At 36.5% G+C, this 21618-nt stretch carries 21 protein-coding genes; 9 read left to right on the top strand and 12 right to left on the bottom strand.

The genetic code is table 11. From position 1 onward, the window contains the following. Window positions 1–23 precede the first annotated feature (23 nt). Together wecB and FS802_RS21460 are read right to left on the bottom strand one after the other, a co-directional pair. Window positions 24–1139, bottom strand: coding sequence for a non-hydrolyzing UDP-N-acetylglucosamine 2-epimerase (gene wecB, locus FS802_RS21465; protein ID WP_000140139.1), 1116 nt, complete (start codon window positions 1137–1139; stop codon window positions 24–26). A gap of 74 nt (window positions 1140–1213) precedes the next feature. Further along, window positions 1214–2584, bottom strand: a complete 1371-nt coding sequence (locus FS802_RS21460; RefSeq protein WP_098653707.1) for a UDP-glucose dehydrogenase family protein — start codon at window positions 2582–2584, stop codon at window positions 1214–1216. Between the two features lie 587 nt (window positions 2585–3171). Between FS802_RS21460 and FS802_RS21455 the strand changes: the two genes are divergently transcribed. The 3 genes from FS802_RS21455 to FS802_RS21445 all read left to right on the top strand — a co-directional run bounded on the left by FS802_RS21455 (window position 3172) and on the right by FS802_RS21445 (window position 7970). Next, window positions 3172–4245, top strand: coding sequence for a glycosyltransferase family 4 protein (locus FS802_RS21455; RefSeq protein ID WP_098653706.1), 1074 nt, complete (start codon window positions 3172–3174; stop codon window positions 4243–4245). Window positions 4246–4452: 207 nt separating this feature from the next. Then, on the top strand, window positions 4453–5190 hold the full coding sequence (locus FS802_RS21450; protein ID WP_000597166.1) for a polysaccharide deacetylase family protein: 738 nt from the start codon (window positions 4453–4455) through the stop codon (window positions 5188–5190). A gap of 104 nt (window positions 5191–5294) precedes the next feature. Next, window positions 5295–7970 (top strand): sigma-54-dependent transcriptional regulator, encoded by a 2676-nt coding sequence (locus tag FS802_RS21445; RefSeq protein ID WP_098653705.1) that lies wholly within the window; start codon window positions 5295–5297, stop codon window positions 7968–7970. A 140-nt stretch (window positions 7971–8110) separates the two neighbouring features. Here the strand turns inward: FS802_RS21445 and exsM are convergent, their stop codons facing one another. Continuing rightward, a complete protein-coding gene (exsM, locus tag FS802_RS21440; protein ID WP_000207035.1) occupies window positions 8111–8524 on the bottom strand; it encodes an exosporium regulatory protein ExsM in 414 nt (137 codons plus the stop codon). Window positions 8525–8713: 189 nt separating this feature from the next. Between exsM and FS802_RS21435 the strand changes: the two genes are divergently transcribed. Continuing rightward, a complete protein-coding gene (locus tag FS802_RS21435) occupies window positions 8714–9895 on the top strand; it encodes a chromate transporter (protein WP_098653704.1) in 1182 nt (393 codons plus the stop codon). A gap of 40 nt (window positions 9896–9935) precedes the next feature. Here the strand turns inward: FS802_RS21435 and chbG are convergent, their stop codons facing one another. From chbG to FS802_RS21410, 5 genes are all read right to left on the bottom strand, one after another. Beyond that, a complete protein-coding gene (chbG, locus tag FS802_RS21430) occupies window positions 9936–10640 on the bottom strand; it encodes a chitin disaccharide deacetylase (RefSeq protein WP_098653703.1) in 705 nt (234 codons plus the stop codon). Window positions 10641–10687: 47 nt separating this feature from the next. Continuing rightward, window positions 10688–12013 (bottom strand): 6-phospho-beta-glucosidase, encoded by a 1326-nt coding sequence (gene celF, locus FS802_RS21425; RefSeq protein ID WP_000145765.1) that lies wholly within the window; start codon window positions 12011–12013, stop codon window positions 10688–10690. A 3-nt stretch (window positions 12014–12016) separates the two neighbouring features. After that, on the bottom strand, window positions 12017–12340 hold the full coding sequence (locus FS802_RS21420; RefSeq protein ID WP_000989050.1) for a PTS lactose/cellobiose transporter subunit IIA: 324 nt from the start codon (window positions 12338–12340) through the stop codon (window positions 12017–12019). A gap of 183 nt (window positions 12341–12523) precedes the next feature. Further along, window positions 12524–13831 (bottom strand): PTS cellobiose transporter subunit IIC, encoded by a 1308-nt coding sequence (gene celB / locus FS802_RS21415; protein ID WP_098653702.1) that lies wholly within the window; start codon window positions 13829–13831, stop codon window positions 12524–12526. 17 nt (window positions 13832–13848) lie between these two features. Further along, complete coding sequence (locus FS802_RS21410; protein WP_001023567.1) at window positions 13849–14151, bottom strand: PTS sugar transporter subunit IIB; 303 nt, start codon at window positions 14149–14151, stop codon at window positions 13849–13851. 452 nt (window positions 14152–14603) lie between these two features. Here FS802_RS21410 and FS802_RS21405 point away from each other — a divergent pair, with 452 nt between their 5' ends. Together FS802_RS21405 and speD are read left to right on the top strand one after the other, a co-directional pair. Beyond that, window positions 14604–15851, top strand: a complete 1248-nt coding sequence (locus FS802_RS21405; protein ID WP_428830748.1) for a polyamine aminopropyltransferase — start codon at window positions 14604–14606, stop codon at window positions 15849–15851. Window positions 15852–15869: 18 nt separating this feature from the next. Next, window positions 15870–16241: an adenosylmethionine decarboxylase gene (gene speD / locus FS802_RS21400; RefSeq protein ID WP_098653701.1), complete on the top strand. Its 372-nt coding sequence runs from the start codon at window positions 15870–15872 to the stop codon at window positions 16239–16241. Window positions 16242–16345: 104 nt separating this feature from the next. On the opposite strand, the gene FS802_RS31725 is transcribed toward speD, so the two are convergent. The 4 genes from FS802_RS31725 to FS802_RS21380 all read right to left on the bottom strand — a co-directional run bounded on the left by FS802_RS31725 (window position 16346) and on the right by FS802_RS21380 (window position 18420). After that, entirely contained in the window at window positions 16346–16399 is a 54-nt protein-coding gene (locus FS802_RS31725) for a hypothetical protein (RefSeq protein WP_254848225.1), read from the bottom strand. Between the two features lie 75 nt (window positions 16400–16474). Then, window positions 16475–16792, bottom strand: coding sequence for a PTS sugar transporter subunit IIA (locus FS802_RS21390; RefSeq protein WP_098653699.1), 318 nt, complete (start codon window positions 16790–16792; stop codon window positions 16475–16477). A 9-nt stretch (window positions 16793–16801) separates the two neighbouring features. Then, window positions 16802–18103 (bottom strand): PTS cellobiose transporter subunit IIC, encoded by a 1302-nt coding sequence (gene celB / locus FS802_RS21385; RefSeq protein WP_000617771.1) that lies wholly within the window; start codon window positions 18101–18103, stop codon window positions 16802–16804. A gap of 14 nt (window positions 18104–18117) precedes the next feature. After that, window positions 18118–18420, bottom strand: coding sequence for a PTS sugar transporter subunit IIB (locus FS802_RS21380; protein WP_001023539.1), 303 nt, complete (start codon window positions 18418–18420; stop codon window positions 18118–18120). A gap of 224 nt (window positions 18421–18644) precedes the next feature. Between FS802_RS21380 and FS802_RS21375 the strand changes: the two genes are divergently transcribed. The 3 genes from FS802_RS21375 to FS802_RS21365 all read left to right on the top strand — a co-directional run bounded on the left by FS802_RS21375 (window position 18645) and on the right by FS802_RS21365 (window position 21607). Then, a complete protein-coding gene (locus FS802_RS21375; protein WP_000649365.1) occupies window positions 18645–19862 on the top strand; it encodes a dicarboxylate/amino acid:cation symporter in 1218 nt (405 codons plus the stop codon). A 164-nt stretch (window positions 19863–20026) separates the two neighbouring features. After that, window positions 20027–21184, top strand: a complete 1158-nt coding sequence (locus FS802_RS21370; RefSeq protein WP_098653698.1) for an acyltransferase — start codon at window positions 20027–20029, stop codon at window positions 21182–21184. Between the two features lie 42 nt (window positions 21185–21226). Beyond that, window positions 21227–21607, top strand: a complete 381-nt coding sequence (locus tag FS802_RS21365; protein WP_000609846.1) for a VOC family protein — start codon at window positions 21227–21229, stop codon at window positions 21605–21607. Window positions 21608–21618: the final 11 nt, after the last annotated feature.

Genomic DNA, 21618 nt, shown 5'->3' with positions numbered 1-21618 from the left:
CACATGATTTGGCTCTTTTTTATTTACTTATTAAAGTGTTGCAAAATTGCTTCTACAATGCGCTCTGATGCACGGCCATCACCGTAAGGATTAGATGCTTTTGACATCTTATCATGAGCTTCTTTATCTGATAACAACTCATCAGCAAGACCAAAGATTGTCTCTTCGTCTGTTCCTGCTAATTTCAACGTACCTGCTTCAATACCTTCTGGGCGCTCTGTTGTATCACGAAGAACAAGAACTGGTACACCAAGTGACGGCGCTTCCTCTTGTACACCACCAGAATCAGTTAACATTAAGTATGAACGAGCTGCAACATTGTGGAAATCAATTACATCTAGCGGCTCAATTAAATGAATGCGGCTGTGATCGCCTAAAATATCATTCGCTGTTTCACGAACAACAGGGTTCATATGAACAGGATACACAACTTGTACGTCTTCATGCTTATCAACCAGACGTTTAATTGCACGGAACATGTTACGCATTGGCTCTCCTAAGTTTTCACGACGGTGAGCTGTCATAAGTACAAGACGATCGTTTCCAAGTTTCTCTAGTACAGGATGACTATATGTTTCTTTTACAGTCGTTTTTAGTGCGTCAATTGCTGTATTTCCTGTTATGAAAATGCGTGACTCATCTTTATTTTCTTTCTGTAAGTTCGTTGCTGATTTTGTTGTAGGTGAGAAATGAAGATCTGCCATAACGCCTGTTAATTGGCGATTCATCTCTTCTGGGTATGGAGAATATTTATCCCATGTACGAAGTCCTGCTTCAACATGCCCTACTGGAATTTGATTGTAGAAAGCAGCTAAACTTGCAATAAATGTTGTCGTTGTATCACCATGTACAAGTACAATATCCGGCTTTGCTTCTTTCATTACTTTATCCAAACCTTCTAAACCACGCGTTGTAATATCAATTAAAGTTTGGCGGTCTTTCATAATATTCAAATCGAAATCTGGCGTAATTCCAAAGATACTTAATACTTGGTCTAACATTTGACGATGTTGTGCTGTTACAGTCACAATCGATTCAATTTTTTCTGGATGCTTTTGCAACTCTAACACAAGAGGTGCCATTTTAATTGCTTCTGGACGTGTCCCGAAAATTGTCATTACTTTTAAACGTTCAGTCATTTCATTGCCTCTTTTCTTTCACTAGTTACAAATTCTATTATGACATATAAGAATATACATGAATACATGCCTTTTTAACGAATAACGGAAAAGTCCCTCTTACAAATACTTTCTCTTCCAACCGAATAATAATCTATCTCTTGCTTCTTGACATCCTCAATAGTATAACAATTTCTTCCATCTAATAAAATAGGCTCTCTCATAAGTTGTGCGTACTTTTCTAACGGATAAGCTCGGATAGCCTCCCATTCTGTCATGATAAAAGCCGCACTCGCTCCTCTAATCGATTCATCTATACATTCGCTATATTGTATAGTCTCTCCAAAGAGATTTTTCATATTTGGAATCGCTTTTGGGTCATATAGAACTACATCCGCACCTATATGAATTAATTCTTGTATCATAATAAGGGACGGTGCGTCTCTTATATCATCAGTATTCGGTTTAAATGCCGCTCCCAGCACCGCAATCCGCTTCTTGTTCATATTTAATACTTTCTTCGCTTTCTCAATCAATAACAACTGTTGTTTATTATTCACTTCAATGACTGCTTTTAACAAGCGAAAATCATGCGCCACATTCCCTGCAATTTGCACAAGGGCTTTCGTATCTTTCGGAAAACACGATCCCCCATAACCAATGCCCGCATTTAAAAAAGACGTCCCAATTCTCTTATCCATTCCCATCCCTTGTGCAACGTCTAATACATTGGCTCCTACCTTCTCACATATATTTGAAATTTCATTGATAAAACTAATTTTTGTCGCTAAAAAAGCATTCGATGCATATTTAATCATCTCTGCACTTTTTATATCTGTAACATACGTTTTTAAGCTTAATTCACTATACAAATTCTCCACTTTTCGTGCCGCTTCCTCATTATCTGCTCCAATTACAATACGATCTCCCTGAAAAAAATCGTAAATCCCTGAACCTTCCCGTAAAAATTCCGGATTCGATACGATATGTAATTCATATCTATTTTGTAATTTCTCCTCAATCCATCCCCTCATAACATCATTTGTACCTACAGGAACCGTACTTTTCGTAACGACAATAATGTCGTTCGTCGCATATGTTCCGATATCGTCACAAGCACTTCGAATATATGTTAAATCCGCTGTCCCATCTAATAAAGATGGCGTTCCAACTGCAATAAATATAAATTCTGCATCGTAAAATGCTTTCGCTCTACTTGTTGTAAAAGTTAAACAATCATTCTCACATGCATCATTTATTAATTCATATAAACCCGCTTCATAAATAGGCAGATTTCCTTGCTTTATCCGTTCAATTTTCTCATCATTTATATCAAAACATGTGACTGAATGGCCCAACATTGCCAACCCTACTCCTGTAATTAATCCAACGTATCCGGTACCTATTATCGTAATTTTCATTTCCTTTTCGCACAGGAATATACAATAGAAAATATACGAATACATAGAATGCTCCCTGTGCTTCCCCCTCTCACATTAAAAATGAGAAAACTCTTTTACTTCTTCATTATATGAATTACTTTTTCCATTCTTTTTTAAGTTTTTGTAAAATTACATGCAAGAATATAAAATGAAACTTTATTCATTGAGGAGCATCCATCCCCGGCTAATTATTAGTTAAACCAATCGAGATTTTACAGGAATTAAGGTTCCCACCTAAATTCTTTGCCTCAACTAAATTTTGAGGCGGAAGCCTTACTGCCCGTTCATGCGGATAAATTCCCACATTTTAACACGGAACTTACTCATTTCTAGGTGTAACACTTATAATACTGAAATAAAAATATTCATTATCGAAAAAAGAGAAAATGTCATATTCTAAAGTCCAATACAATTAACCTTCTCAAACGATTCAACATTCTGTATACAATTGTCATATATTCTATCTGCTTCCATTTGCCGTACAAAGAAAAAAAGATTGAATTCTAATCTTTTTGTGATACCATATGTTATGAGCCTGTAAATAAACATCATAATTTTCAGATAAATATATTAAAAAAAATTACGTTAGACTATAAAAGGGTGGGGTATTAATGGACTCACAAGTGATTTATGCCATTTTGGCATCTTTCATCACTGTACTCGTCGTTACTCCTTTAGTTATTAAGTTAGCTTTTAAAATAGGAGCAACAGATAAGCCAAACGCTCGTAAAGTACACCAAAAGATTATGCCTCGTCTTGGCGGATTAGCGATATTTATTGGTGTAGCTGTAGGATTTGTTGTCGGCGGCTTATATGAACAAAGAATGTTATCGATAACGCTAGGTGCGATTATCATTGTAATCATCGGTATTTTAGATGATATGTACGAGTTATCTGCGAAGGTAAAATTCGGTGGACAACTATTAGTTGCCATGATGATTGTAAAAAGTGGATTATTAGTGCAAATATTATATATTCCAATCCTCGGGGATACTGAACTTGGATGGCTTGCTTATCCAATTACAGTATTTTGGATTGTAGGTATTACAAATGCAATCAATTTAATTGATGGCTTAGATGGGTTATCTGCTGGTATTTCATCTATCGTACTTGCTACGCTAGCATATATGGCCTTCACTAGCCCATGGGGCACTGGAGCCGCTATTATCTTACCACTAGCATTAATTACATTAGCAAGTACAATTGGATTTTTATTCTACAACTTCCATCCAGCAAAAATTTTCATGGGAGATACAGGCGCACTATTTTTAGGATACTGTATTTCTGTTATATCGTTACTTGGATTATACAAAAGTGTAACGTTATTCAGCTTTATCGTTCCAGTTATCATTTTAGGCGTACCTGTATTTGATACGACATTTGCAATTATCCGTCGTGTCGTAAATAAAAAACCTATTTCAGCACCAGATAAATCGCATTTACATCACCGTTTACTTGCAATGGGCTTCTCTCATCGTAAAACGGTACTAATTATATACGCATTCGGTATTTTCTTTAGTGTAAATGCAATCATTTTCTCTAGTGCGACATTATGGTTATCCATTATTCTTCTTTTCGTTTTAATCTTCTTTACAGAAATCATTGCTGAAGTAATTGGGCTTGTACATGAACGTTACAAACCACTTATTTCCTTTTATAAAAAAGTGAAAAAACGCGAAGACTAATTGTAGTATAGCCTTTACAATTATGAAATATTCAAATAGCATCCTCTTTCTTATAAGAGGATGCTATTTTTTATTTTTTATTCCCCATTTCATATTTCCAAAATATAGTTTGTTTGAGAGTCCCACTATTGGAGAAAGATATACATAATAAGAAAAGGATTATATTTTCTTTTTTACATCTTGATTGTCAAACTGAGGGTGAATGTTATGATCAAGCGAGTATTTCAATACATTATTTTATTTTTAACGATTACTATGTACGCGTCATCTCATGCAGGAGCAACTACAATGACCCCTGCTGAACATCATCCAAATACTGAAACTACCTCTCCTATCCAAAAAATCGCGTACTTAACATTTGATGACGGACCAAACAAATATACTACGCAAATTTTAAACATCTTAAAGGAAAAGAACGGAAAAGCAACTTTCTTTGTTATTGGTGGAAAAGTGCCACATTATAAAAAAACAATGCAACGATTAATTAAAGAGGGACATTATATCGGACTTCACAGTATGTCACACGATGTAAAACGCCTTTACACTGGTGATCCATCCGCTTTAATTACAGAAATGGAACAAACACAAAATATTGTTCAGCAAGTTACAAAATTAAATACACATCTCGTTCGTGTCCCGTATGGTAGCATGCCTTACTTAAAAAAGAATTACCGTGATGCACTTGTATCCGCCCAGTATAAAATGTGGGATTGGACAATTGATACATATGACTGGAAAAGCTATGACAATCCTTCTGCCATACTAGAAAGAGTACGTAATCAGAGCGATGAACAAGTCGAAGTGATTTTAATGCATGATTCGAGTGTAACCGTACAAATACTGCCTAAAGTAATTGATTACTTACAGTCACAAGGATACAAACTTCTTCCCTATAATCCATCTTCTCACCTCGAAGTGAACTTTTGGAAAGACACAAGATTGTAACAGCTTTAGTGCCTATTTACTAAAGCTGTTTTATTTTTCTCTTCCCACCCTTCCCATTTTTGTGTAAAATTTTAAATAGTGATGAAGTTTCGAGGTGAATAGAAATGAAACGAATAGATCTCATTTTTAACGCAATACAAGAAGGCAATTATATAGAAGGTGTAACCGCATCAGAACTCGCTACCCTGTTACAACTAGATCGTGCCAATGTAAGTAGCGACTTAAACAAACTTGTAAAAGATAAACGTTTATTAAAAACAAATACGCGTCCTGTTCGTTTTTATATAGAAACGAACGCTTCGTTGGAAACGCATTCAAAGGAAATGACTTCATTAGATACATTTGCAATTGAAAATACAAGCCTTAAAATCGCAATCGAAAAAGCAAAAGCTTCTATTCTCTATCCTCCAAACGGTATGCATACTTTACTGCTAGGAGAAACAGGAGTCGGAAAATCTATGTTTGCTTCTTTAATGCACGAATATGCAATTGAAGTTGAACAGCTTCCTAAAAATGCACCATTTATCGTCTTTAACTGTGCCGATTACGCAAATAATCCACAGCTACTACTGGGGCAGTTATTTGGGATTAAAAAAGGAGCTTATACAGGGGCAAGTGATCAAAAAGGGTTAATTGAAAAAGCACATGAGGGGATCCTTTTCTTAGATGAAGTACATCGCCTTCCTCCAGAGGGACAAGAAATGCTTTTCACCTTTATTGACCGCGGGGTATACCGCCGCCTTGGAGAAACAGAAAACGAGCGTAAAGCACAAGTATTAATCATTACTGCAACAACAGAAGAACCAAATTCATTTTTATTAAAAACATTTACAAGACGTATACCAATGACTGTTACGCTGCCACCACTTCGTGAGCGTACACATAAAGAACGATTTTCTTTACTGCAACTATTTTTCACAAATGAAGCAATCCGTCTGCGAAAAGAAATTCACGTTAGTCCGAATGCAATGCGCGCTTTCGTCTTTTACAATTGTCCCAATAACATCGGGCAATTAAAAACGGATGTACAAATTGCCTGTGCGAAAGCCTATTCTGACTTTGTGACAAAGAAACGTGATTCTGTCTATGTTTCAAGTACAGATTTACCTTGGTATATGAAAGAAGGGCTATTCATTGAAAGAAAGAGCCGTCATCTATACCAAATACCAAATGAAACATTTATATTTACAGGTGATGAAGGTTGGAGTAATCATAAAATAGAGAATGAAAAACGGTCTTCTATTTACGATTATATTGATTATAAATACGAAGAACTTCAAGCTCGCGGTATTGAAGAAGACGAATTAGAATTACTAATAGAAAATGATATTCAAAGCTTTTTCGTACAATATTTTAACCAAATTTCTAAAAAAACAAGTCATGAAAATGTTTTTAAAATTGTGGATCGTAATATCGTTTCCGTATGTGAAAGAATTGCGGAACTTGCTGAAAAGCATTTATCTAAGACGTTTGATGAAAAAGTATTTCTCGCTTTAAGCTTACATGTACAGACAACTCTACAACGTTTACAAGCTGGGAAACAAATTCATCACCCACAATTAAATCAAATTCGTACGAAATATAAAGACGCTTTTTCCGTAGCCATGCAATGCATTCAACTACTGGAGGACGCATTACAAATAACAATGCCTATTGATGAAGCAGGCTTTTTAACAATGTTCTTCGTTGTTGATCCAATTCCTGCCTCACAAACAGAAGTAAAGGTATTAATATTAGCGCACGGCAACGGCATCGCAACAGAAATGGCAAACGTCGCAAACGAACTGCTCGGCATTGAGGAAGTAACCGGTATCGATATGCCGTTACATGAATCGCCGAAAGATTTCTTAGAGCGTGTGAAAGTGTATATGAAAACACTCCAAAATGTAAATGGACTTCTCTTACTCGTCGATATGGGCTCGCTCGCTTATATTGGTGATATATTAGAAACTGAGTTCAAAATTCCGGTACGTGTTCTTTCCATGACAAGCACTCCACATGCACTAGAAGCAGCTCGAAAAGCTCAACTTGGCTACTCGTTAGATGCACTATATGAAACAGTGAAGAACTTAACACCGTTTTACTTAAACGTACAAGAAGAAAAGAAAAAGCCACTATCACCAATGAAGTCTGTTATTTTAACAGCTTGTTTAACTGGGGAAGGCAGTGCTTTAGCTATTCAAAAAATGTTAGAGAACTATTTGCGATTTGACAAAGACTTAATTGAAATTATTCCGATTAGTATCGTCCATGAAAAAGATTTAACGAAAATGATTGAGAATATAAAAAAAGAGCGGAATATCATTTGTATCGTCACAAATTTCGATGTGCAGGTGCCATGCTTAACATATCATTTCCAAGACATTGTAAACTACACAGCGATTCAGCCAATTCAAGAATTAATTACGTATGAAGAAACATATGCAAAAATGGCTGATATTCTGGAACAACAAATGCAGCGGAACGACGGAGCATTACTTATTAAAACAATTCGTTACGCATTAAATACAATTCAAGAATTAATTTCCTTACAGCTAACTCCTGACAGCTTAATGGGTGTGATTCTGCATATGAGCTGTATGGTTGACCGTCTTCAAAAAAGAGAAAGCCTCCTCCCTCATCCAGATAAAGAGAAACGAAGACAAGATGAGTACTGGATGTATATGAAAGTGAAAAAAGCATTACAACCAATTGAAAATACATTTGAAATACAAATACCTGATGATGAAGTGTTTTATATCATGGACTTCTTCATTAAAAATCAGCCTGTAAAAAATTAATCGAAGCAGTTTTTTAAATATATCGACCGTAACGCGAATTATATTGGCCATTTTCAAAATATATCGATTTACCGACAATAACCGCTAAAATTTGCACCTTATAGAAAAAAGGCTGTTCCAAAATATGGACAGCCTTTTTTCTACTTCTTTACTTTTCTGATTCTCCCCCTGATTTCGCCCTTCTTATTAGACTTTGTATAAACATTTACATATACATTCGCCTGAATGATTTCTTGAAGTAGGCTATCAAACGCTCTTCCCTGTAAAGGGCCTTCAAAATCTTCCACATTGACTACACCGGTCACGACTCCTTCATTTACACTAATACCTTGCTTTATTGGACCAAACAAATTTAAAACCACTGGACCTATTTGATCCGCTTTTCCTAAATGAATTTGGCATGATGTAACTTTTTCGATGTTTTTCAATATGATCCGATATTGTAATTTCTTTAAATCATCACTAAATATAAACTCTGTTACACCATAAGCTTCTGTATTTACAGGAGGTATTTCCCTCTTTCCTGTTAACCTCGCAAAGAAATGTGTTGTCATACGGGCATTCTCCTCATATAAATTTCCCAGCACTACTTCTACTATTTTATGGTTTATACATAATCATTTATGACTTTTTCAAGTTTTAATTACGAAGAAAAGATTCACACAATCTTTACATTAGAATCGTTCCTTTTGCTTCACTATCTTTTGTATAATGCACATAGAAAAACATTCTCGGAGGTCGTTTTGAAAAATAACAAATACACTTTTCACACATTATTAGAGATTTTTCTCGTTTCATTTAAATTAGGAATTACTTCATTTGGTGGCCCCGTCGCCCATCTCGGCTATTTCCACCACGAATATGTACAAAAAAGAAAATGGATGGATGAACGAAGCTATGGTGATTTAGTAGCACTATGCCAATTCCTCCCTGGTCCTGCTAGCAGTCAAGTCGGTATGGGAGTTGGATTATTAAGAGGTGGATTATTAGGAGCTATTATTTCATGGATTGGATTCACTTTACCGTCTGTGCTTGTTTTAGTTTTCTTCGCCTCGTTCCTTAATCAGTTCGATCTTGGAAGTGCTGGCTGGATTCATGGACTAAAACTTGTAGCAGTCGCCATTGTTGCTCATGCCATATGGGGAATGGCGCAAAAATTAACGCCAGACCGAAATCGTGCGACGATTGCTATTGTAACTGCTGCAATCGCCTTATTATGGCCAAGTAGTTGGACACAAGTCATTCTCATTATAGTATCTGGCTTTATCGGCTGGTTTTTATATCGCAACCAAGCAATTAACCAATCTCAAAATATAAAAGTACCTATTTCAAAAACGATAGCAGTTTCCTGTCTCATCTTATTCTTCGGACTATTAATAGTGCTACCAATATTAAGGCCGTTCTCTTATTACATCGCTTTATTCGATAGTTTCTATCGCTCTGGCGCGCTTGTATTTGGAGGCGGACACGTCGTGCTGCCCCTTCTTGAAGGTGAGTTCGTACAAAACGGAATGATGACGAAAGAACAATTCCTAGCTGGATACGGATTAACACAAGCAGTACCAGGCCCACTATTTACATTCGCCTCTTATATAGGAGCAGTGTTAAACGGGACGATTGGGGCAATACTCGCAACAATTGCGATCTTTCTTCCTGCTTTCTTGCTCATTATTGGTGTTTTACCATTTTGGGACAGTGTGAGAAAAATCTCTTACATACAAGGCGCACTACTTGGAATCAATGCAGCCGTTGTCGGTATTTTATTAGCAGCTTTTTATGATCCTATTTGGACAAGCACAATTATGAACGCTGTAGATTTCGTTTTTGCGTCTCTTCTATTTTGCTTGCTCGCTTTTTTGAAAACACCACCTTGGGTTATCGTTATACTTGGAGCCTTTGGCGGATACGTTCTATCCATTTTGTAAATAGAAAAAACGACGGCATTATGTAGCCGTCGTTTTTCTATTAAAACTTCACAAGATCTATTCCTTCAGACAACTTACTCTCTGTTAAAATACGCAATTCTTTCACACGATCCATTACGTAAGAAGAACGCTTCACAAGCTCTGGGTCAATATAAGCTGGATGAACCATAATTTCTACCGTTTGTTCATCTTGTACTCTTTCTTTTAACTTCACAAAGTAATCTTCCGTCACACCATCCGCATAAAAGTCACTGTAAAACACGTCAGAAAACGGGCGTACTGCTCGCTCTTCCTCACAACGACGAATTGGAACATTATATGTAGCTGCCAATCTCTCAAGAACATCATGCAAAATCGGTAATCCATGCACGTGATGATGACTATCTAAATGCGTTGGTTTCAATCCATAAGCTAAGAATTTCTCAATTTGAGCAGTCCATTCTCTCTCAACTTCTTCTGCATTTAGCTTCCCTTCCCATACGACGCTTTGTTTATGAAACAATCCATCGCTATTTACAAGTGAAGGTACGTCTCCAAGAAGCGATTCCCCTGCCGTTAATACGAGATGTACGCCTACTCCTAGTGTGTTATACTCTTTTGCTAAGCGTACCGCATGCTCTGTTCCTGGCATATTCATCATCATCGTCGTTGAATTTACAAGTCCATTTATATGTCCATCAATAATACCGTAATTTGTACCTTCTGTAAGACCGAAATCATCTGCGTTTACAATTAACTTAATCATCTTAATACCTCCTAATAGAATAAAAAAGCGGGCTAAATAGCGCCGCTTTATTTCTCTACCTTTTTGAAGAACTGCGGAAGATATTCTTTATGTGCTTCCAACATTTCATCTAAAATTTGTTTTGCAACTTTATCTGATGGTACAAGTGGATTAATTGTCATAGCAAGCAGCGCTTTATGATAATCCCCTGTAACAGCAGCTTCAATTGTTGTGCGCTCAAATGATTTAATTTGCTGTACTAAACCGCGAACTGGTACGGGAAGATCTCCAACTGCAATTGGTTTTGGACCTTCTTTCGTAATAATACAGTTCACTTCAACAGCAGAGTCATGTGGCAAGCTTGCAATTGTTCCGTTGTTTCGTGTATTAACAGGCTGGATATCACCTTTATTATTGTAAATAGACGTAATTAAGCTACATGCTGCGTCACTATAATAAGCGCCGCCACGTTTTTCTAACTGTGGTGGTTTAATATCTAAGTTCGGGTCTTTATATAGCTCGAATAAATCATCTTCTAACTGTTTCACTACCTCTGCACGTGTACCTTTTTCAATCGAAGCTTCTTTCTCTTCTTCTAGCATTTCACGTGTTTTGTAGTAATAGCGATGGTATGGACATGGAATTGCACGAAGGCCGCGAATAAAGTCTGGCTCCCAGTTAAGCGCTGCAATATTTTCCATCGTAATTTGCTTTTCTGGATCTGTTACAAGCTCTAACACACGATCCATTACACTTACGCCATCTAAATATACGTCTAGTCCGTATACCATATGATTTAAACCTGCAAAATCAACGTGTACACGACTTGCATCTACTTCAAGTAATCTTGCAAGACCCATGCGGATTCCGATTGGAACGTTACATAGACCAACTACTCTTTGAATATTTGTATAACGAAGGACAGCTTCTGTTACCATACCAGCTGGGTTCGCGAAGTTAATTAACCATGCATTCGGACAAAGCTCCTCCATATCCTTACAAATATCTAAAATAACAGGAATCGTTCTCAGCGCTTTGAATAAACCACCAGGACCATTCGTTTCCTGACCAATTACATCATATTTTAATGGGATTGCTTCATCTTTTGCACGAGCTTCTAATAAACCTACGCGAAGCTGCGTTGTTACGAAGTCAGCACCTTTTAACGCTTCACGACGATCAAGTGTTAAATGTACCTCGATTGGTAAACCAGATTTTTTCACCATACGTTTCGCTAAGTTACCAACGATTTCTAACTTTTCTTTTCCTGCCTCAATATCTACTAACCAAATTTCACGAACAGGAAGCTCATCATAACGCTTAATAAATCCTTCAATTAACTCTGGTGTATAACTAGATCCACCGCCGATTGTAGCAATTTTAATTCCAGTCATGCTTTATTCCCCTTTCGCTTCTAACTTTTTATAAAGGTCAATAAATTCTGCTGCTAATTCTTTTACTGTAATCGCATTCATTAAATGATCCTGTGCATGAATTAAAAGAACACTAATCTCTGTTTTTTCTCCTCTTGCTTCTGATTGTATGAGTTCTGTTTGGAAATGATGCGCTTCATTAATCGCTTCTTTCGCCTTTACCATCGCTTCATCAGCCTCTGCCATTTTCCCCTGTTTGGCAAATTGAAGTGCCTCCATCGCAAAGCTTCGTGCATTACCACTATTTAAAATTAATTGGAATGGAATTTGTTCTGCTGTAGTCATCATAATTACCGCCCTCTCTATTATGGTTCAACCGATTTAAATACCCCTTCAGTTTGAACATTTCTATTAAATTATTATTTTATTAATGATAGTTTGGTGTTCTTGTAGATGGGTCTCATCTTTCTGAACATGATATAAAGGTGATTGTTCTCACAGATAATGTTATCTGTGAGAACAATCACTATGTTACATAGGTACAGAGTTGTTATTTCCTTGTGCTGCTGCTTTTTCAGTACGAACAACAGAACGGTCAGATAATACAACGAATGGATAGTAGATTACCATCGCAATTACAAAGTTGAATAACTGTAGAATTGCACCTGAAAGATGTCCACCTGTTACAAGATAACCACTAATAATTGGTGGTGTTGCCCATGGAATCATCACGACTGTTTTTGGTACCCAACCAATAGATATAGCTGTATAAGAAGTAATTACTAATACAATTGGTGTTAGGATAAACGGTAAGAATAAAATTGGATTTAAAATAATTGGTGTACCAAAGATTACTGGTTCGTTAATATTGAATGCACCTGGTCCAATTGATAAGCGAGATACACCGCGTAATTGTGCACTTTTTGCTACAATTAATACGACCACTAAGAACGCTAATGTTGCACCAGAACCACCAAGATATACGAAAGTATCAAAGAATGGTTTTGTAATAATGTTTGGAACATCAAATGCAGATGTACCACCTTGGAATAACTTCATATTTTTCTCTAATGCCGGTAAGTATAATGGCTCAATAATACCACCAACGATATTTGGTCCATGTAAACCGAAGAACCAAAGAAGATGAACAAGGAGTACAATGACAATTGCACTTGGTAATGTCCCTGCTAAACTTTGCAGTGGTGATTGAATCGTATTAAAGATAAATTCATGAACACTTGTACCAGCTAATTTCACTGCTAATTGAATACCTGCAACTACTGTTAAGATAACAAATGCTGGAACTATAGCTGCGAAAGATCTTAAAACTGCTGGCGGTACTCCATCAGGCATTTTAAAAGTAATGTTTCTTTGTACAAAGAAACGGAATACCTCAGTAACAAGGAGTGCCACGATAATTGCTACGAATAGCCCTTGTGCCCCTGTCCAAGCTAAGTTCAATCCGCCTTCTTTCGGTGTTGTTGGCGTAAGAATAATTAACGCACCAAATGAAATAATACCTGCTGACAAACCATCAACGCCGTAAGATTTTGCTAAGTTATAACTTGTTGTAAATGCTATGATTAGTGCTAGAATTGCGAAAGAACCAGTCCACATTCCACCGCCAACTTGTTTCCACGTTTCACCAAACAAACCTTTCATGAACTCTTGGAAAGCTTCAGACGGAAAACCATTAATTAGTGATGCCAGTGCACCAACTAAAATAAGTGGCATAACTGCAATAAATCCATCACGGATCGCAGCTAAGTGACGTTGCGATCCGATTTTACCAGCGACAGGAACAATATATTTCTCCATGAATGCAATAAACTTTTGCATTTCGCTTCCCCCCCTAATTATTTTTTAAGTGTTAACGCGTGATCTAAAACTGCTTCTCCATTCATCATGCCGTAGTGCATTGGATTGATAACGTCGATTCCAACGTTTTTCTCATCAGCAAGCGTTTTCATTGAAGAAAGCATGTAACGAACTTGTGGTCCTAGTAATAATACATCTGCTTGATCGATATTTGTTTTTACTGCATCCCCAGATACAGCCCAAATCTTTCCTTCTAGACCGCGAGCTTTTGCAGCCGCTTCCATTTTTGTAACTAGTAAACTTGTAGACATCCCTGCTGAGCAACATAATAAAATATTCATTTGAAAATCCCCCTTGTGTAGTATAAAAAATTTATGTTTATTTATTTTTCTTTACGCTATTTATTAATGCAATTAGCGTGCCAACTTTTTAAAACCACTAAAATCAGCACTCTTTCGACTGTTTTCTTTGTGTGTTAACGCTTTCAATTAGTGTGTCACCCAAAAACACACAGTGTGTTATAAAACAACACGCTTTTAAAACATAACTGTATGAAAATAGATTAGTGTTTAGTTGTCTAGTTGTATTTAAAACAAAAAAACACTATTTTTTTAAAGTGTGAAAATATAATACCGAAAAATATACTATTTCAACTCAAATCAAAAACAAATACCTATTCAAGATACTCGTCTAGTTATTGTCCAGTCAAACTCTATTAAATTACATAGAATAAAAGAAAATAAAGTATTTTGAAAGGGGATTCCAATGCCAAAGCATAGAAAAAAAGAATAGAATGAAGATTTATAGAATACAGGTTCCAAATAAATGGTATAAACAAGAAGAGGATTCTGAATTAAATTCCAACACGGATGCACTAGATCAACAGGACACTGAAGATCAACAGGACAAACAAGATAAACACGACAAACCAGGTAAACCAGAAAGACCTGACAAACAAGACAGACCTGACAAACAAGACAGACCTGATAAACAAGACAGACCTGACAAACAAGACAGACCTGACAAACAAGACAGACCTGACAAACAAGACAGACCTGACAAACAAGACAGACCTGATAAACAAGATAAACACGACGAGCATGACAAGCAAGTACAATCGGAAAATGTAAGCATAGTACTCACAGATTCACACAGCTTAGATGTATGGGATGAAATTTCCCTAAAAGAAATACAAACTGGTGAACATACAAGTTTATTTGAAAAAAAAAGTAATTATCAAAACATTAATTTACTCCAAGTAAGCGACATTCGTCTATATTTGGATAAGCAACTACAATTTAGTTCCGTCGATGAGCAAATCTATCATGAAGCACTTGTTCATCCAATTATGGCAAAGGTAATAGATCCAAAACGCGTTCTTATCTTAGGCGGTGGCGATGGTCTTGCTTTAAGAGAGGTTTTAAAATATGAAACGGTTTTACATGTAGACCTTGTCGACTTAGACGAAGAAATGATTACGATGGCTCGCAATGTTCCAGAATTAGTTTCTTTAAACCAACGTGCATTTTTTGATGAGCGTGCAAATGTACATGTATGTGACGCAAAAGAATTTCTGAACTCTCCTTCCTCTTTATATGATGTAATTATTATTGATTTTCCTGATCCAGCAACAGAAGTATTAAGCACTTTATATACAAGTGAACTATTTGCTCGTATAGCTACGTTTTTAACAGAAGATGGTGCATTCGTCTGTCAATCTAATTCACCTGCTGATGCACCACTTGTATATTGGGGGATCGGTAACACAATTGAACATGCCGGATTAACTGTAAAAAGCTATCATACAATCGTCCCTTCTTTCGGAACTGACTGGGGATTTCATATCGCTGCTAATTCCTCGTTTGTACTCGATCAAATCGAACAATTTTACGTAGTACCATCCCCTCGAACATTACCTTCTCTTCTTACTCCTTTATTTCAATTTAAAGAAGAACATTTAGAGCACCGTAATAATGCCGTTTTAAATTCAGAATCTAATCTTACCCTACATCATTGCTATCAAATAGAAATGGAGTTTTGACAAGGAGGGTATAAATATATGGAATATTCTACGTTTGGTCGTCATATAATAGTAGATTTATGGGGCGTGGATTTTTCTCTATTAAATAATGTTCATTTTTTAGAGCATCATCTAATAGATGCTGCGAATCGCTCTGGTGCTCACGTTTTAAATGTAAGTAATAAAGAATTCCACCCATATGGAGTAACGGTATTACTTTTATTATCAGAAAGCCATCTCTCTATTCACACTTATCCTGAAAAGAAATTTGCAGCAATTGATTGTTATACTTGTGGCACATCTGTCGATCCTCAAGAAGCCATTAATTCTATAATAAGCGTATTAAAACCAGAGCGTATGCATATAAAAAAATTAATTCGTGGTGTAGGAGAATTTGTTACTATCAATTAGTTACCATTCCCATTTCCTACGAAGAAGGAGGCTTGTTAATATGAAAATACCATCAGTGGGGCTCATAACACTCCACTGATGGTACGCACATATACATAGTTTATTCATCTTAATTGATGATTTAATTTCGCAATTTTTCGTTTCCAATATAAAGTCATCACAAACCATATAACGACGTAAGTAATAATGAAAGTATCTTTACAAAACATAAAAAAACCTTGCATACGCAAGGTTCATTCCGATACTGACATCTTCCTATATAATTCTACAAATTCACTCGCTAATTCCTTCACCGTAATCGCATTCATTAAATGATCTTGCGCGTGCACCATCAGAAGGGTAACTTCGGTCTTTTCACCACCAGCTTCTTTCTGTATGAGCTCCGTTTGTACACGGTGCGCCTCTTTTAATTCCTCTAACGCTTCTTGTAATTTCGCTTCTGCTTCTTTAAATTCTCCACGCTTTGCACAATCAATTGCTTCCATTGAACAACTTCGTGCATTTCCCCCATGCAAAATTAAATGAAAAGCCTTCGTTTCTATCGTATCCATTTTAGTTCTTTACTCCCCCTTTTCTTCCGCCAACTTTTGTTTATCCCATATTTTTAAGAACGGTAAATAAATGAAGAATGCAAGCGCAAAATTAACAAGTTGTAACACAACACCGGAAATTTTCCCGCCCGATCCTAAATATCCACTAAAAAGAATCGGTGTCGTCCAAGGTACAGCAGCTCCGCTCGGACGGGCAACTAATCCCCATTCCATCGCAAAGTAAGAAACAATCGTTAACACAACCGGAACCAATATAAATGGAATTAGTAAAATTGGGTTCATGACAATCGGCATACCAAAAGTTACCATCTCATTAATATTAAATATACCAGGTGCAATTGACAATCTACCTAAACTTTTTAATTGCTGACTTCGTGCAAACAATAACATTCCAATAACTAAAGCAAGTGTCGCACCAGATCCGCCCATATAAATCCATAAATCAAAAAACTGTGCAGTAATCGTATTTGGTATATCTTGCCCTGCTTGGTAAGCAACTCGGTTTTGATCCATTAACGACAACCAAACCGGACTCATTACACCACCAACAATAGTAGCTCCATGAATTCCACATGACCAAAGAACATGAACGAGAATAACAGCTATTATTGCGCCCCAAAGACTAGCACCAAGTACACTAAGTGGTTCCTGTAAAATTTGCCCCACAATATTATGGATACTGCCAAAAGAAGTATTTTCTATAATTAAGCGTAAAATCCAAATAACCGTTACAACAATAAATCCTGGAACAAGCGCGGCAAATGAACGTGTCACAGCTGGCGGAACTGTCTCTGGCATCTTTATAATTATCTTTTTTTGTACAATAAACCGATAAAGTTCAGTAGATATAAGTGCAATAATCATTGCTACAAATAACCCTTGGCTTCCCATTAATGCAGCTGGGATAGCACCTTCTACAAGTACACTCTCTTTTGTACTTGGTATAATATATGCAACTTGAAATGGCGTCGCAAGTAAAAACGTCACAAGCGACAATGCCCCGGATGCTAAAGCGTCCACTTTATAATATTCTCCAAGTCTGTAAGCGATTCCAAAAACAGCTATTAAAGCCATTATATTAAAAGTTGCACTAACTGGATACCCCAAAGCCCTCTGCCAATTCTCCCCAAACAAACCTGCCATAAAATCATTATAACCTGGTATTGGTAAAGCGCTAATGATGAGGAAAAATGATCCTATAATTAAGAAAGGCATCGTCAATACAAGTCCATCACGAATTGCTAGCAAATGCCTCTGTTCTGCAACCTTTCCCGCTACTGGCATTACATATTTCTCTAAAAACCGTATCATCTATCCCACTCTCCTCATGGTTTCATTGACAAAGCTGCTTGTAAGATAGCTTCTCCATTACAAAGCCCGTAATGGACAGATTGAATGACATCAACAGGTACTCCCTTCTCCTTACATAACTCTTTCATTTTCGGTAATAAATAACGTACTTGTGGTCCAAGTAAAAGTACATCAGCTTCATCTATGTGACTATTTACTTCAGAACCTGATACTGCCCAAATCTTTACCTCTATCCCTCTTGCCTCTGCTGCTTTCTCCATTTTTGTAACAATCAAACTGGAAGACATTCCCGCTGCACAGCAAAGTAAAATATTCATCCCTTTTCCCCTCCCCCTTTTTGCAAACCTAAGTTACGGCGCATCCTTTGCCACCACTAGGTTACAAATATATATGTCTAGATTTCCTGCTGTATGCCGAGCTTAAAAACAAAAATTTCTCGGTTTTCACGCTATTCCATCTATCATTATTCTCCTAGTAAAGAGGACTCTAACTCGCTATAATAATTCAGTATGATTTTTTTAATTGATAGGAGGATATATTTATGAAGGCATATCGCTTTCCGCTTATTTTATTATCTTCTATCCTAATTGGTGGTTTCATTGGTTATTTCATGGGTGCCGATGCCGTTGCTTTAAAGCCGCTTGGTGATATTTTCTTAAACTTAATGTTTACGATTGTTGTACCTTTAGTGTTCTTTAGCATCGCGTCATCTATTGCTAATATGGATGGATTAAAACGTTTCGGTAAAATTATGTCTAGTATGGCTGGAACTTTCTTATTTACAAGTATTTTAGCTGCTATTTTTATGATTATTGTCGTGAAAGTATTCCCGCCAGCACAAGGTGTTGTATTAGAACTAACGCAGCCCGATAAAGCTGAAAAAGCTGTTAGTGTTGCGGATCAAATTGTTGGTATTATAACAGTATCTGATTTCTCGAAGTTACTATCTCGTGAAAATATGTTAGCTCTTATTTTCTTCTCTATTTTAATGGGGGTTGCAACTTCAGCAGTTGGTGAAAAAGGAAAACCATTCGCTACATTCTTACAAGCTGGTGCAGAAATTTCAATGAAAGTTGTATCTTTCATTATGTACTACGCTCCAATCGGACTTGCTGCTTACTTCGCGGCATTAGTTGGTGAATTCGGACCACAACTTCTTGGAACTTATTTCCGAGCAGCAATGGTATACTATCCAGCGTCTCTAATTTACTTCTTTGTATTCTTCACGTTCTATGCATACCTTGCGGGTCGCAAGCAAGGTGTACAATTATTTTGGAAGAACATGGTCTCTCCTACAGTTACATCTCTTGCAACTTGTAGTAGTGCCGCAAGTATTCCAGCGAACTTAGAAGCAACGAAGAAAATGGGTATTTCTTCTGACGTTCGTGAAACAGTTGTCCTTCTTGGATCTACACTTCATAAAGACGGCTCTGTTTTAGGCGGCGTATTAAAAATTGCTTTCTTATTCGGTATTTTCAACATGGAATTCGAAGGACCAAAAACATTAGCAATCGCACTTGTTGTTTCTCTATTAGTAGGAACAGTAATGGGCGCTATTCCAGGCGGTGGTATGATTGGTGAAATGTTAATCGTTTCTCTATACGGCTTCCCGCCAGAAGCATTGCCAATTATCGCTGCAATTAGTACAATCATTGATCCTCCTGCAACGATGTTAAACGTAACAGCAGATAACGCTTGTGCCGTAATGACAGCTCGCCTTGTAGAAGGTAAAAACTGGATCAAAAATAAATTTGCTTAATAAAATGGAAAGAGGATGCTCCAAACGAGCATCCTCTTTTTTGTTGTGATAAATATATCGAAATAATCCATTCCGCCACAAATTTGTTATAATCTTCACAAATATTCCACACCTATTATCCATTCTCCGTACTATAATCATGTATGGAAAAGGAGATGGACATAATGACTCAAAGCGCACCAGAATTTAAAATTTTGCAAAGCATTGCATTCCTTGCTGTTGTTTTGCAAAGTTCCTTATTATATACAATGAATCAAGGAAATGTCTTACTTGAGCAATCCCTCATTATGGGCATGCTATTCAACCTTGCAAAATTTTCAGCACCTGCATTCATATTTATCGTTGGCTTTCACTTAATTCGGCAATATACAAAGCAACTAGCCTACACAGAATATATTTATGAAAAAGCCGCACATTTACTCATTCCTTATTTCTTCTGGTCTATTCTTTACTTATTAACAACAAACGATATGATTACACTACAAAGCGGAATAAAAAGTTTATTACTCGGAACAGCCGCGCCCCATCTTTGGTACGTGATTATGATGTTTCAAATTCATTTATTGTTCCCTTTGCTGTGCACACTATTTTATTGGTTTCAAAAACGAACAGAAAATAAAAAAGACATATATAAATATATGACCATCTTTGCTTCTCTATATTTCCTCTTAATGTGGTATTCTTCTCACTACATTTTTAATGGAGAGAAATTGACTAGCTCAACCATTTTACATTATACAGATCGTTCCTTCTTCTTCTACTCATTCTATTTCGTCATGGGAGGAATCGCAGCTGTCGCACTAAAAACTTGGCGTTTATTTGTCATGAAACATATCCCGCTTATAACAATGTTATTTTTCGTCTTATTTCTATTCATCAATTATGAGTTATTTAGTTTTTACGGAGCAAACTCTATTCATTTAACCGTTTCGACTTATTTAAAACCGTCTATGTTTTTATATATTGTATGCGAAATTATCATACTTTACGTTCTGTCTATTACAATCGTACAGCGACGCGGTTTCTTGTATAAAGCTTTACGATTTATCGGGAATTACACATATGGTGCTTATTTAGCTCACTTTTTCTTCTTACAACTATGTACAAAATTTCTTTCTTTATTTACACTGCAAGAAAACACAATATTATATAGCCTATTATTATTTACAATAACGGCCACAATCTCGATTTCAGCAATGGTCATTTGCAGTACACTACCACTTCATACGTGGATTACAGGACCTTCCCCTACAACAAATGTGAAATGGGCGAAGGTTGTACTTCGGAAAAATCACGAAAAGGTATTCAAACCATATCTTTGATATAATAGAGTTCCATACAAGAAAAGAAAGTAGGACACACCTATGATTAATCAAATTGGACAAATTATGTTATATGTAAATAATCAAGATGAAGCAGTACAATTTTGGACTGAGACAGTAGGATTCCAAATTATTGCGGAAGAAAATAACGGACAAGGGTTTCGTTGGATTGAAATTGCACCAACGAAAGAAGCAGGCACAAGCATCGTCCTTCACGATAAAGCGTTAATTGCGAAGATGCAACCTGAATTAAATTTAAATACACCTTCACTTATGTTCTTCTCTAATAACTTAGATCAATTGTATAAAGATCTTTCTGAGAAAAACGTTACCGTTGGACAAGTTGTAGATTTACCTACAGGTAGAGCATTCAACTTTGCTGATAATGAAAATAATTACTTTGCGGTAATGGAAAAGAAATAAGAAAAAGCTAT

The sequence above is a fragment of the Bacillus sp. DE0042 genome (assembly GCF_007680225.1).
Taxonomy (GTDB): domain Bacteria; phylum Bacillota; class Bacilli; order Bacillales; family Bacillaceae_G; genus Bacillus_A; species Bacillus_A wiedmannii.
The sequence above is the reverse complement of the archived record's forward strand: the minus strand, read 5'-3'. Positions and strand labels throughout refer to the sequence as shown.

Coding starts and splice junctions, on each gene's coding strand:
- wecB (WP_000140139.1), bottom strand. CDS start 1,139: ATGACTGAACGTTTAAAAGTAATGACAATTTTCGGGACACGTCCAGAA.
- celB (WP_098653702.1), bottom strand. CDS start 13,831: ATGCAAAAGTTTATTGCATTCATGGAGAAATATATTGTTCCTGTCGCT.
- FS802_RS21410 (WP_001023567.1), bottom strand. CDS start 14,151: ATGAATATTTTATTATGTTGCTCAGCAGGGATGTCTACAAGTTTACTA.
- FS802_RS21445 (WP_098653705.1), top strand. CDS start 5,295: ATGAAACGAATAGATCTCATTTTTAACGCAATACAAGAAGGCAATTAT.
- FS802_RS21405 (WP_428830748.1), top strand. CDS start 14,604: ATGAAGATTTATAGAATACAGGTTCCAAATAAATGGTATAAACAAGAA.
- celB (WP_000617771.1), bottom strand. CDS start 18,103: ATGATACGGTTTTTAGAGAAATATGTAATGCCAGTAGCGGGAAAGGTT.
- FS802_RS21365 (WP_000609846.1), top strand. CDS start 21,227: ATGATTAATCAAATTGGACAAATTATGTTATATGTAAATAATCAAGAT.
- FS802_RS21450 (WP_000597166.1), top strand. CDS start 4,453: ATGATCAAGCGAGTATTTCAATACATTATTTTATTTTTAACGATTACT.
- celF (WP_000145765.1), bottom strand. CDS start 12,013: ATGACTGGAATTAAAATTGCTACAATCGGCGGTGGATCTAGTTATACA.
- FS802_RS21460 (WP_098653707.1), bottom strand. CDS start 2,584: ATGTATTCGTATATTTTCTATTGTATATTCCTGTGCGAAAAGGAAATG.
- chbG (WP_098653703.1), bottom strand. CDS start 10,640: ATGATTAAGTTAATTGTAAACGCAGATGATTTCGGTCTTACAGAAGGT.
- FS802_RS21380 (WP_001023539.1), bottom strand. CDS start 18,420: ATGAATATTTTACTTTGCTGTGCAGCGGGAATGTCTTCCAGTTTGATT.
- FS802_RS21420 (WP_000989050.1), bottom strand. CDS start 12,340: ATGATGACTACAGCAGAACAAATTCCATTCCAATTAATTTTAAATAGT.
- exsM (WP_000207035.1), bottom strand. CDS start 8,524: ATGACAACACATTTCTTTGCGAGGTTAACAGGAAAGAGGGAAATACCT.
- speD (WP_098653701.1), top strand. CDS start 15,870: ATGGAATATTCTACGTTTGGTCGTCATATAATAGTAGATTTATGGGGC.
- FS802_RS21455 (WP_098653706.1), top strand. CDS start 3,172: ATGGACTCACAAGTGATTTATGCCATTTTGGCATCTTTCATCACTGTA.
- FS802_RS21370 (WP_098653698.1), top strand. CDS start 20,027: ATGACTCAAAGCGCACCAGAATTTAAAATTTTGCAAAGCATTGCATTC.
- FS802_RS21390 (WP_098653699.1), bottom strand. CDS start 16,792: ATGGATACGATAGAAACGAAGGCTTTTCATTTAATTTTGCATGGGGGA.
- FS802_RS21375 (WP_000649365.1), top strand. CDS start 18,645: ATGAAGGCATATCGCTTTCCGCTTATTTTATTATCTTCTATCCTAATT.